Origin of the sequence: Pistricoccus aurantiacus (assembly GCF_007954585.1) — a bacterium.
GTDB classification, from domain to species: Bacteria; Pseudomonadota; Gammaproteobacteria; order Pseudomonadales; family Halomonadaceae; genus Pistricoccus; species Pistricoccus aurantiacus.
Genome location: NZ_CP042382.1, coordinates 888,169 through 899,648 on the forward strand (window position 1 = coordinate 888,169; position 11,480 = coordinate 899,648).

9 protein-coding genes are annotated in these 11,480 nt (G+C 58.2%); 4 read left to right on the forward strand and 5 right to left on the reverse strand.

Features of this window, described 5'->3' with window-relative positions:
- Positions 1-57: 57 nt before the first annotated feature.
- From mnmE to rpmH, 4 genes are all read right to left on the reverse strand, one after another.
- A complete protein-coding gene (gene mnmE / locus FGL86_RS04250; RefSeq protein ID WP_147183429.1) occupies positions 58-1,422 on the reverse strand; it encodes a tRNA uridine-5-carboxymethylaminomethyl(34) synthesis GTPase MnmE in 1,365 nt (454 codons plus the stop codon).
- A gap of 90 nt (positions 1,423-1,512) precedes the next feature.
- A complete protein-coding gene (yidC, locus tag FGL86_RS04255) occupies positions 1,513-3,216 on the reverse strand; it encodes a membrane protein insertase YidC (protein WP_147183430.1) in 1,704 nt (567 codons plus the stop codon).
- A gap of 113 nt (positions 3,217-3,329) precedes the next feature.
- A complete protein-coding gene (gene rnpA, locus FGL86_RS04260) occupies positions 3,330-3,707 on the reverse strand; it encodes a ribonuclease P protein component (RefSeq protein WP_147183431.1) in 378 nt (125 codons plus the stop codon).
- Positions 3,708-3,720: 13 nt separating this feature from the next.
- Positions 3,721-3,855 carry a 50S ribosomal protein L34 gene (gene rpmH / locus FGL86_RS04265; protein ID WP_147183432.1) on the reverse strand — a complete coding sequence of 45 codons (135 nt, stop codon included), beginning with the start codon at positions 3,853-3,855 and terminating at the stop codon, positions 3,721-3,723.
- A gap of 614 nt (positions 3,856-4,469) precedes the next feature.
- Between rpmH and dnaA the strand changes: the two genes are divergently transcribed.
- From dnaA to gyrB, 4 genes are all read left to right on the forward strand, one after another.
- Positions 4,470-5,939, forward strand: a complete 1,470-nt coding sequence (gene dnaA, locus FGL86_RS04270; protein WP_147183433.1) for a chromosomal replication initiator protein DnaA — start codon at positions 4,470-4,472, stop codon at positions 5,937-5,939.
- A 74-nt stretch (positions 5,940-6,013) separates the two neighbouring features.
- The gene (dnaN, locus tag FGL86_RS04275) at positions 6,014-7,117 is read left to right on the forward strand and encodes a DNA polymerase III subunit beta (protein ID WP_147183434.1); all 1,104 of its coding nucleotides are present in this window, start codon (positions 6,014-6,016) and stop codon (positions 7,115-7,117) included.
- 15 nt (positions 7,118-7,132) lie between these two features.
- A complete protein-coding gene (gene recF, locus FGL86_RS04280; protein WP_147183435.1) occupies positions 7,133-8,281 on the forward strand; it encodes a DNA replication/repair protein RecF in 1,149 nt (382 codons plus the stop codon).
- A gap of 3 nt (positions 8,282-8,284) precedes the next feature.
- Positions 8,285-10,705, forward strand: a complete 2,421-nt coding sequence (gyrB, locus tag FGL86_RS04285; protein ID WP_147183436.1) for a DNA topoisomerase (ATP-hydrolyzing) subunit B — start codon at positions 8,285-8,287, stop codon at positions 10,703-10,705.
- Between the two features lie 113 nt (positions 10,706-10,818).
- Here gyrB and gmhB read toward each other — a convergent pair whose 3' ends face one another.
- Positions 10,819-11,376 (reverse strand): D-glycero-beta-D-manno-heptose 1,7-bisphosphate 7-phosphatase, encoded by a 558-nt coding sequence (gene gmhB / locus FGL86_RS04290; RefSeq protein WP_147183437.1) that lies wholly within the window; start codon positions 11,374-11,376, stop codon positions 10,819-10,821.
- Positions 11,377-11,480: the final 104 nt, after the last annotated feature.

The following is an 11,480-nucleotide window of genomic DNA, read 5'->3' on the forward strand; positions in this document are numbered from 1 at the left end:
TATAAAACAGTAGTTTATTTTTATCTGGCTGGATGCTTCTCGATCTTTTTGGCCGTTTCACTTCCCGATGCAGAAGCTACCGAAAATCTCGCCCAACAAGTCATCCGCGCTGAATTCCCCGGTGATCTCCCCCAGGGCCTGCTGGGCGTCGCGGAGGTCTTCCGCGAGGAGTTCTCCGGCGCTGGCGCCTTCGAGCTGGGCGGCGCCGTTTTCCAGCGCCTGAGCGGCGCGATCCAGGGCGTCCAGATGGCGCCGTCGAGCGGAAAAGCGCCCTTCCGTGGTGGCGCTGAAGCCCATTACCGCTTTGAGGTGTTCCTTCAGGTTATCCACACCCTCCCCGGTCTTGGCGGAAAGCCTGATCACCGGCGTGGCCGTGGATAAATCGATGCCCGGCGCTTCATGGCTGGTATCGATCTTGTTGCGTACCAGGGTCAGGCGGGAAGGATCGGGGAGCCGCGCGACGAATTCCGGCCAGATATGCATGGGATCCGTGGCGTCGCTGGCGGCAGCGTCCATCAGCAACAATACCCGGTCCGCTTTCTCGATTTCCGCCCAGGCCCGGGCGACGCCGATCCGTTCCACCGCGTCCGGGGTATCTCGCAGGCCGGCGGTATCGATCACGTGCAGCGGCATGCCGTCCAGGTGGATATGCTCTCGCAGCACGTCCCGGGTAGTGCCGGCGACATCCGTGACAATGGCGGTATCCTGTTCGGTAAGCGCGTTGAGCAGGCTCGACTTGCCCGCGTTGGGACGTCCGGCGATCACCACGCTCATGCCCTCGCGCATCAGCGCACCCTGAGCAGCGCTGATACGGACCTCGGCGAGAGTGTGGCGAATGGTGGCGAGCCGCTCCGACACCTTGCCGTCGGCGAGAAAATCGATCTCCTCTTCAGGAAAGTCGATGGCCGCCTCCACGTAGACCCGCAGTTCGATCAGCCGTTCGACCAGGTCTTGTACCCGCCGGGAGAACTCCCCTTGCAAGGAATGCAGGGCGTTTTCCGCCGCGGCTCTGGAACTGGCGTCGATCAGATCGGCGATAGCTTCTGCCTGGGCCAGGTCAAGCTTGTCATTGAGGAAGGCGCGTTCTGAAAACTCGCCGGGACGGGCCAGACGCGCGCCCAGCTGCACGCAGCGTTCCAGCAGCAGGTCCATGATGACCGGGCCGCCGTGACCCTGAAGCTCCAGCACGTCTTCCCCGGTGAAAGAATGCGGCGCCGGAAAATACAGGGCAATGCCCTCATCGATCGTGTCAGAGTCACTATGGAAAGGGGTATACAGCGCCTGACGTGGCTTGGGCAACATGCCCAGCACGCGAGTGGCGATATCCGCGCAGCCCGGTCCGGAGACGCGAACGATGCCCACGCCGCCGCGGCCCGGCGGGGTGGCGATGGCAGCGATGGTATCTTGAGTGTATAGACTCATGGTGCCTCCAGGAAACGCCGAACCCTCGCCTGGGCGAGGGTCCGAGTCCTATCTTCGATGGGTCCGATACAACGGAATCATAACGGCCAGCTAGCGGGTTTTCATGCCCTTGCCGACACTGGGATCTTTCTCGATATGTCGAGTGATGACCCATTGCTGAAGAATCGAGATGGTGTTGTTGACGATCCAGTAGATCACCAGGCCTGCCGGGAACCACAGGAAGAAGAAGGTGAAGATGATCGGCAGCATCTTCATGATCTTGGCCTGGGTCGGGTCCGGGGGCGTCGGGTTGAGCAACTGCTGCACGAACATCGAGATGCCCATCAGGATCGGCAGAATGAAATAAGGATCCTTCATCGACAGATCGTCGATCCACAGGATGAAGGGCGCGTGGCGCAGTTCCACGGATTCCAGCAGCATCCAGTAAAGCGCGATGAATACCGGCATCTGGATCAGAATCGGCAGACAGCCCCCCAGAGGATTGATCTTCTCCTTCTGGTAGAACTTCATCATCTCCTGGGACATCTTCTGACGATCGTCGCCGTACTGTTCCTTGAGCCGCTGCATTTCCGGGCCGAGCTTGCGCATGCGCGCCATGGACTTGTAGGCCTTGGCGGAAAGCGGGAAGAGCACCAGCTTGACCACGATGGTCAGTACCACGATGGACCAGCCCCAGTTGCCGATCAGGTCATGGATCTTGTCCAGCAGCCAGAACAGGGGGTTGGCCAAGAACCACAGCCAGCCGAAATCGACGGTCAACTCCAGATAGGGCGCGACGGCCTCGAGCTGCTCCTGTACCTTGGGACCCAGGTACAGGGTAGCGGTCAGAGTGGCATCGCTGTCGGCATCCACGCGCTGTATCGGGCCGGCGAAAGCGACCACGTTGCGGCCACGGCTGTCCGTGGTGGCATAGTAGAGATTCTGCTGATTCTGGGAGGGTGCCCAGGCGGACGTGAAATAGTGCTGAATGATGGCCACCCAGCCGCCTTCCACGTCTCGATTGTTGAACTTGCCTTCCTGAATGTCGTCGAATTTGATCTTTTCGTAATGATCCTCCGGTGAGGAGAAGGCCGCGCCCAGATAAGAGCGCATGCCAAGCCCTGAACCGGTGCTGGGATCGGGGCTGTTATCGCGGGCCAGCTGGCCGACAAAGCGCGCCGTGACCGGCTGGTTGCCTTGATTGGCGAGCAGATACTTCACCTCGACCGCATAGCTGTCGCGCTCAAAGAGGAAGCGCTTGATGATATCGACGCCGTTGACGGTCGCCTTCAGATCCACGCTGAGGCTATCTTCGCCCTTGTTCAGCCGGTAGCGGGTCTTTTCCGGCGTGAAAGCGATACGCCCCTCGTGCCCTTCAAGCTGCAGGCCGGATTTTGCCACGTAGCTGCGAGCCTGATTATTGGAAAGCAGTACGAAAGGATGTTCCGAGTCGTTGCTCATCTGGTGCTGAGGAAGCGCCGCGTAGACGACATCGCCCCCCCGGGGATCGATACGCAGATCCAGCACGTCGGTATTGACGGCGATCAGGTTGCGACCTTGCGAGTCCGCCGCTTCGCTGGCCAGGGCATCTCCGCCTGGGGCGGTCGCATTTCCCGCATTGCCGGGAACCGACAGGCCGGTCTCGTCGTCTGGAGCACCGCTGGACCTGGAGCCATTTTGATCAGCCGAGTCGCGAACGATGGAAGGCGCGTCCGGTTCAGGCGGGGCCTGACCATAATCCTGATTCCACTGGACAACCAGCAGGTAGGCAAGTACCGCCAGCGGGATCAGTAGGAGGAGTCGTTTAACATCCATGGAAATCCTGCCCGTTAAAGGGGTGAGCTGACTGACAGCAATATGGATTGTGGCTGCGAATACACGCGAAAGCCTGCCGGGGGCAGGCTAACGGGATCGCTTTGGCAGTTCGATCAAGACGTACTTGCCAGCCGTTTCTGGCTATGACGCCTCAAGCGTTGCCACATGCTCTGTAACTGACGATGCAGCGTTGCATTATCCAACTCCGTGACACCGCGCTTGGCCAGCACCACGATATCAACGCTCGGCAAGCACCGCTGCCGCAAGCGGATGGACTCGCGCACCAGACGCTTCAATCGGTTGCGGTCCACGGCGCGGCGCGCATGCTTCTTGCTGAATACGAGGCCGACCCGGGGATGGCCCAATTCGTTGCTGATCGCAAGAGCCATCAGCCCTTCGCCATGTACCTTGAATTCCGCCCTATCGAAGACCCGACGATAGTCTCTGGCATTCAATAGCCGCAGCGACGAAGGAAATCCCTGGTCGGACACGCGCGATCCGCAATCAAGCGCTCAGGCGCTTACGACCCTTGGCACGACGACGCGCCAGAACGGCACGGCCATTCTTGGTGGCCATGCGGGCACGGAATCCGTGCACACGCTTGCGCTTGATAACGCTAGGCTGAAAAGTGCGTTTCATGACGATTAATTCCCAAATAGTTGATTAGGCTTGATAAAGCTGGAAGAGACGGTCGGATATTTTACCCCGCCTTCCGCATGGCAGTCGGCAAAATCCGAAAGGTATTCGATTCAAGACCGGAAATTCTAGTGAATTCCTATCTCGGGTGCAATTTTTCTCGCGTCTATTTGCTCAAGGATTGATCGAAACTGCCGGTCCAGCCAACAACGCCAGGTATTCAATTTGCTTGCTAATATATGGTTTTTACCTGGCTGCCACTTGTACTGACATTATCTATCCTTTGCACGATGAGGTCAGGATAGCCAAACCTGCTGTTATCAATACTGGGGATAGTTTCTGTTGATAAATAGGTTAACTATTTAATAATCAATAGCATACACAAAACAAAAAACTGTTGAAAAGCCGTGAAAAAAGCTTGATAGCCGTCGTTAACTGGTACGTTTATGAGACTGATGCAGGGTTCAAGCCGTAAGTGTTTACGAGAGTCGAACCGTAGGCTTTCTGTCACTGGAAACAAGTTTTCCACAGCCGACAAGCTCAGATACCGCGTGTGGATAACCTGGGCTCGCAGCGATACACTAGGCAGCCATTTTTTATTTCAGGTGGAGCCTGCGTTGACCGTCGCTCTTTGGAAGCAATGTCTGGACTATCTACAGGACGAGCTGAACTCCCAGCAGTTCAATACCTGGATCCGTCCGCTACAGGCAGAACAGGGTGAATCTAACGAACTCTGCCTGCTGGCGCCCAATCGCTTCGTGCGGGACTGGGTGAGCGATAAGTACGTAAAAAGAATCAACGAGTTGCTTCGCGATCTCGCGCCGGCGAAACCGCCCAAGCTGGTATTGTCCGTAGGCAGTCGGCGGGTCGCCCCGGCACCCTCGCCTCGGGACCTGGGTAACCCGGTATCCGCCAATCCCAAGCGCGCCAAGGCGCCAGTCGCTCCGGGCATCATCGGTTCTCGGGGTGAGCGCGCCGAGGACCAGGCAAGCGCGTCACAAAGTGACGATAGCGCACGGCGAGGAAGCAACGAGCGTCAGGTGCAGGTCGAGGGTAGCCTCAAGCATCAGAGCGGGCTGAACCCCAACTTCACCTTCGAGACCTTCGTGGAAGGCAAATCCAACCAGCTGGCCCGAGCGGCGTCTCGGCAGGTCTCGGAGAATCCTGGCGGCGCCTACAATCCACTTTTTCTCTACGGTGGCGTCGGTCTAGGCAAGACCCACCTGATGCATGCGGTGGGAAATCAGTTGGCCATCCGCCGAGAAAACGCCACCGTGGTCTATCTGCACTCCGAGCGCTTCGTGGCGGACATGGTCAAGGCGCTGCAGCTCAACGCGATCAACGACTTCAAGCGCTTTTATCGCAGCGTGGATGCCCTGTTGATCGACGATATCCAGTTCTTTGCCGGCAAGGAGCGCTCTCAGGAAGAGTTCTTCCATACCTTCAACGCGCTGCTGGAAGGCGGCCAGCAGATGATCCTGACATCGGATCGATACCCCAAGGAAATCAATGGAGTAGAAGAACGGCTCAAGTCGCGCTTCGGCTGGGGTCTGACGGTTGCCATCGAGCCACCGGAGCTGGAGACCCGGGTGGCGATCCTGATGAAGAAGGCGGATCAGGCCAAGGTGGATCTGCCTCACGATGCGGCTTTCTTCATCGCGCAAAAGATCCGCTCCAACGTGCGTGAACTGGAAGGCGCGCTGAAGAAGGTCATCGCGGATTCTCACTTCATGGGCAAGCCCATCACCCAGGATTTCATCCGCGAATCCCTCAAGGATCTTCTCGCGCTGCAAGACAAGCAGGTGGGCGTCGACAATATTCAGCGCACCGTGGCGGAATACTACAAGATCAAGCTGACGGATCTGCTTTCCAAACGTCGTTCCCGCTCCGTGGCGCGTCCCCGCCAGGTAGCCATGGCCCTGGCCAAGGAATTGACCAACCACAGCCTGCCGGAGATAGGCGATGCCTTCGGTGGGCGCGACCATACGACAGTGCTGCATGCCTGCCGTAAGGTTCAGGCGCTGAAGGAAGAAAGTGCTGATATCCGCGAGGACTACAAGAATCTGCTGCGTCTGTTGACCAGTTGAACGCCATTTCTGCTGGCTTATCCGTATTCTAGTACCAATTTTCTTATGACCTCCATTCAGCAAGAGCCGAATCCATGAAATTTTCCATTTCTCGTGAAGCCCTGTTGCGTCCCTTGACTTTGGTTGCTGGGGTGGTCGAGCGCCGTCAGACCCTGCCGGTGCTGGCCAATGTGCTGATAGACGTTCAAGAAGAGCAGGTCGCCTTGACCGGCACCGATCTAGAAGTCGAATTAGTCGGACGCACGTCTTCTGCAAGCGTCGAGCAGATCGGCGCCACGACGGTACCGGCGCGCAAGCTGATGGATATCTGCAAGTCCCTGCCGGAACAGGCGGAAATCCAGCTGGCGCTGGAGGAAGGCCGTGCCGTACTGCGCAGTGGACGCTCGCGTTTCACGCTTTCGACCTTGCCCGCGACGGAATTCCCCAATATCGAGGAAAGCGCCGGCAATACGGAGGTGAGCCTGCCTCGCGGAACACTCAAGCGGCTGATCGATTCCACCGCTTTCGCCATGGCTCAACAGGACGTGCGTTATTACCTGAACGGCATGCTGCTTGAACTGCGCTCGAACCTTGTGCGCACGGTAGCGACGGATGGGCATCGCCTGGCGGTATGTTCCGGCCCGGCGGACATCGAGCTGGAGCCGGCGCAGAAGCTGATCGTGCCGCGCAAGGGCATTCTGGAGCTGGTTCGTCTGCTGGACGATAGCGACGAGCCGGTGACCCTGTCCCTGGGCGCCAATCATCTGCGTGCCCACACCGGCAGCTTCACCTTTACCTCCAAGCTGGTAGATGGCAAGTTTCCGGACTACGAGCGGGTGATACCCCGGGGTGGCGACAAGGTGTTCATCGCCGAACGCACTCAACTGCGTCAGGTGCTGTCGCGTACCTCGATTCTGTCCAACGAAAAGTATCGTGGCGTGCGCCTGCTGCTCGAAGAAGGCAACCTTCGCGTCATGGCCAACAACCCGGAGCAGGAAGAAGCCGAAGAAAACGTTGCCGTGGAATACAGCGGCGCCAATCTGGAAATCGGCTTCAATGTGGGCTATCTGATCGATGCGCTGGGCGTGCTCGGGGAAGACAAGGTACAGGTGACACTGGCCGACCCCAACAGCAGCGCTCTCATGGAAGAGCCCGGCGGCGGCGATGCCATGTACGTGATCATGCCAATGCGGCTTTGACGCTAGCTTCTCCTTGTGCCCTTAGATCGTCTCGTCATGCAGGGGCTGCGTAATCTCGCCGCCCTGGACATACGTCCTTCGCCGGGAATCAACCTGATTCTGGGCGCCAACGGCAGTGGCAAGACCAGCCTCCTGGAAGGAATCCATATACTGGGCCTGGGGCGTTCATTTCGTACCCATCGGCTGAAGCATGCCATTGCCTACGAGGCGGATAGCTTGACGCTGCATGGGCGCGTAGCGGGGGATCCACCGATCCCTCTGGGCGTGCGGCGCGATCGCCAGGCGCAGGAGCTTGAAATGAGTCTGGCTGGGGAGCGTATCGCCCGCACCGCGAGCCTTGCGGAAGTCTTGCCGCTGCAGTTGATCAACCCGGATACCTTTCGCCTGCTGGAAGGCACGCCCAAAGCCCGACGAGAGTTTCTCGACTGGGGTGTGTTTCACGTGAAACACGGATTTTTCGATGTCTGGAAGCGTGTCCGGCAAGCGTTGAAACATCGGAACGCGCTGCTCAGACATGGTAGAATGGATCTTCGATCACTGGATATCTGGGATCGGGAACTCACCCACTGGAGCGAACGTCTCGACCGGCTGCGCGAGGACTATTTCGAAACATTCATTCCTGTATTCGAGGAAACCTTGAGCGAGCTGCTCGACGATCCAGGCCTGGAACTGCGCTATTCCCGGGGTTGGGATAAAGAACGGCCTCTGGTGGAAATACTTCAGCAGGGACGCGCCGGCGACAGGCAAATGGGATTTACCCAGCAAGGCCCGCAGCGCGCGGATCTCCGCATACGGCTGCATCGGCGCCCCGCCGTCGAAATATTATCTCGAGGTCAGCAGAAACTGGTGGTCAGCGCCTTGAAGCTTGCTCAGGGTCGGCTACTTGAGCGAACTACCGGGCGTACCTGTCTGTACTTGATCGACGATTTGCCCGCCGAGCTCGACAACCAGCATCGCAAGCGGTTTTGTCGGTGGCTCGAGCGCATGAACTGTCAGGTGTTCGTGACCAGCGTCGAGCCGCAGGCGCTTGGTGGAATATGGCAGCTCGAGACACCAGTCATGATGTTTCACGTGAAACAAGGGCAAATCGAAGCGGGCAGCGCCCACCATGGCGCCGGTACGAGCGCAATGACGTCGGATATGACGAACAGTAATACGGAGTAGTCAATGAGCGAACAGGCTTACGATTCATCGAGCATCAAGGTGCTGAAGGGGCTGGACGCGGTGCGCAAGCGCCCGGGCATGTACATCGGCGACACGGATGACGGCACGGGACTTCATCACATGGTGTTCGAGCTGGTTGACAATTCCATCGACGAAGCCTTGGCCGGGCACTGCAGCGAGATTCGCGTGGTGATCCATCCGGACGAATCCATCACCGTCAGCGACAATGGCCGCGGCATTCCCACGGATATTCACGAAGGGGAAGGCGTTTCCGCGGCGGAAGTCATCATGACGGTGCTCCACGCCGGCGGCAAGTTCGACGACAACTCCTACAAGGTTTCCGGCGGGCTGCACGGGGTCGGGGTTTCCGTGGTCAACGCCTTGTCCGAGGAACTCAAGCTGACCATCTGGCGAGCAGGTCAGGTGCACGAACAGATCTATCGTCATGGCGTGCCGGAAGCACCGCTTAGCGTGGTGGGCAAGACCGAGAAAAGCGGCACCCGAGTGCATTTCCGCCCTTCCACGCTGACTTTCGCCAATATCGAATTTCATTACGATATTCTCGCCAAGCGGCTGCGCGAACTGTCTTTCCTCAATTCCGGAGTGGCGATTCGCCTGATCGACGAGCGCAGTGGCGACGAGGAACTCTTCCATTTCGAAGGCGGCTTGAAGGCCTTCATCGATCATCTCAATACCAACAAGACTACGCTCAATCCGGTCTTCCATTTCGACACCCAGCGTGAGGACGGGGTGGGCGTGGAAGTGGCCATGCAGTGGAACGACACCTTCTCGGAAAACATCCATTGCTACACCAACAATATTCCACAGCGAGATGGAGGCACCCATCTGGCGGGATTTCGTGCGGCGCTGACCCGCAGTCTGAATCACTACATCGAAGCGGAAGGCCTGCTCAAGAAATCCAAGGTCAACACTTCAGGAGACGATGCTCGGGAAGGCTTGACGGCGATCATCTCCGTCAAGGTGCCGGATCCCAAGTTCTCCTCCCAGACCAAGGAAAAGCTGGTGTCTTCCGAGGTCAAGACCGCGGTGGAGCAGGAAATGGGACGCCTTTTCTCCGAGTACCTGATCGAGAAACCCGCGGATGCCAAGAGCATCGTCAACAAGATGCTCGATGCGGCCAGGGCCCGGGAGGCGGCACGCAAGGCCCGAGACATGACCCGGCGCAAGGGCGCTCTGGATATCGCCGGCCTGCCGGGCAAGCTAGCGGACTGTCAGGAAAAGGATCCCAGCCTTTCCGAGCTGTACCTGGTCGAGGGTGATTCCGCCGGCGGCAGCGCCAAGCAGGGACGCGATCGGCGTACCCAGGCGATTCTGCCGCTCAAGGGCAAAATTCTCAACGTGGAAAAGGCGCGGTTCGACAAGATGCTTTCCTCCGCGGAAGTGGGCACCCTGATTACCGCGCTGGGCTGTGGTATCGGGCGCGAGGAGTTCAATCCGGACAAGCTGCGCTATCACTCTATCATCATCATGACCGACGCGGACGTGGACGGCTCTCATATCCGTACCCTGCTGCTGACCTTCTTCTTTCGTCAGATGTCCCAACTGATCGAGCGAGGCCATGTCTATATCGCCCAGCCGCCGCTCTACAAGATCAAGCGCGGCAAGCAGGAAACCTACCTCAAGGACGAGCAGGCGCTGGTGGATTACCTCACCGCCACCGCGCTGGATGGCGCCCGGCTGTACGTCAACGCGGACGCTCCGGGTATCAGCGGTGAAGGACTCGAATCGCTGGTCAACCAGTATCGCGACGTGATGCACCGCATAGAGCGTCTATCACGGGTTTATCCAAACCTGGTGTTGCGCAAGATTGTCCATGCGGCTGCCCTTGAAGGCGAGGAAAGCCTCAAGGATCGAGTGACCATGCAGCGCTGGATCGACGAGCTGCAGGCCGAAATGGACACCTTGGTAGAGTACGAAGGCGGGCCGCGCTATACCTTCCAACTGCAGGAAGACACTGAGCGCGAGCTTTTCTTGCCCAGCGTCGCCTTGACCGCTCACGGGGTAACGACAGATTACGTCTGGGGCGTGGATTTCTTCCGCAGCGCGGACTATCGGGCCATGGTCGAGCTCGGCCAGATGCTGGACGGTCTGTTGGAAGAAGGCGCATATATCGCACGCGGCGAGCGTCAGCAGTCGGTAGCCACCTTTTATGAAGCCTTAGAATGGCTGATGAAGGAGGCGCAGCGTGGCCTGTCCACGCAACGATATAAAGGGCTAGGGGAAATGAACCCGGATCAGCTATGGGAAACCACCATGGACCCTCAGACTCGGCGCATGCTGCGAGTTTCCATCGAGGATGCGGTGGCGGCGGATCAGATGTTCAATACGTTGATGGGCGATGAAGTGGAGCCACGGCGTGATTTCATCGAGCGATTCGCCCTGGTGGCCAATCTGGACGTGTGATGTTTCACGTGAAACACTTTCAGCATTGTCGAGAGAAACCACATTACGATGCCAGCCGGTTTTTGCCGGCTGGCATTTTTTATTTAGCCCGTTTGAATGTATTAAATTAAGCGCTATGGATGCGTCTTGAGCAGCCAGTGAGCGAAGCTGGCCAGATCGTCGAAAACGGCAGCTCCAGCAGGTAATTCGCCCTTCTGTTCCGTATAGCTTCCCTTGCCGGTTCTGACCAGCACGTTGTGACACCCCATCTGTTCTCCCGCCTGCAGGTCGCGAAGACTGTCACCTACCATCCAACTGCCTTCGAGGCCGCTCAATCCCAGACGGTCACGAATCTCACGCAGCAATCCGGGCAGTGGCTTGCGGCAGTTGCAGTTGTCATCGGGCCCGTGGGGGCAGTAGACGATATGCGCGATATCGCCCCCTTCAGCATGCACCAGATCATGCAGGCGCTGATGCATCTGCTTCAAGGCCGCCTCGCCGTAATAGCCTCTGGCGATACCGGATTGATTGGTAGCCACGCAAAGCGTCCATCCCGCCTGAGAAAGGCGGCCCATGGCGCTGATGGCCTGAGGGTAGGGGATCCATTCCGCGAGAGACTTTATATAGTGATCGGAGTCCTGGTTGATGACGCCGTCCCGATCAAGGATGATCAACCTTTCAGTAGAGTTCATAGATAGTCATACAGGTAACCGAAAAAGAGAGAAGTGTGGACGGATGTTTCACGTGAAACAAAACGCTGGTAGTAAAAAGCCGACGTAGTTCGCCGGCCAATAAT

Coding starts and splice junctions, on each gene's coding strand:
- mnmE (WP_147183429.1), bottom strand. CDS start 1,422: ATGAGTCTATACACTCAAGATACCATCGCTGCCATCGCCACCCCGCCG.
- yidC (WP_147183430.1), bottom strand. CDS start 3,216: ATGGATGTTAAACGACTCCTCCTACTGATCCCGCTGGCGGTACTTGCC.
- rpmH (WP_147183432.1), bottom strand. CDS start 3,855: ATGAAACGCACTTTTCAGCCTAGCGTTATCAAGCGCAAGCGTGTGCAC.
- dnaN (WP_147183434.1), top strand. CDS start 6,014: ATGAAATTTTCCATTTCTCGTGAAGCCCTGTTGCGTCCCTTGACTTTG.
- gyrB (WP_147183436.1), top strand. CDS start 8,285: ATGAGCGAACAGGCTTACGATTCATCGAGCATCAAGGTGCTGAAGGGG.
- gmhB (WP_147183437.1), bottom strand. CDS start 11,376: ATGAACTCTACTGAAAGGTTGATCATCCTTGATCGGGACGGCGTCATC.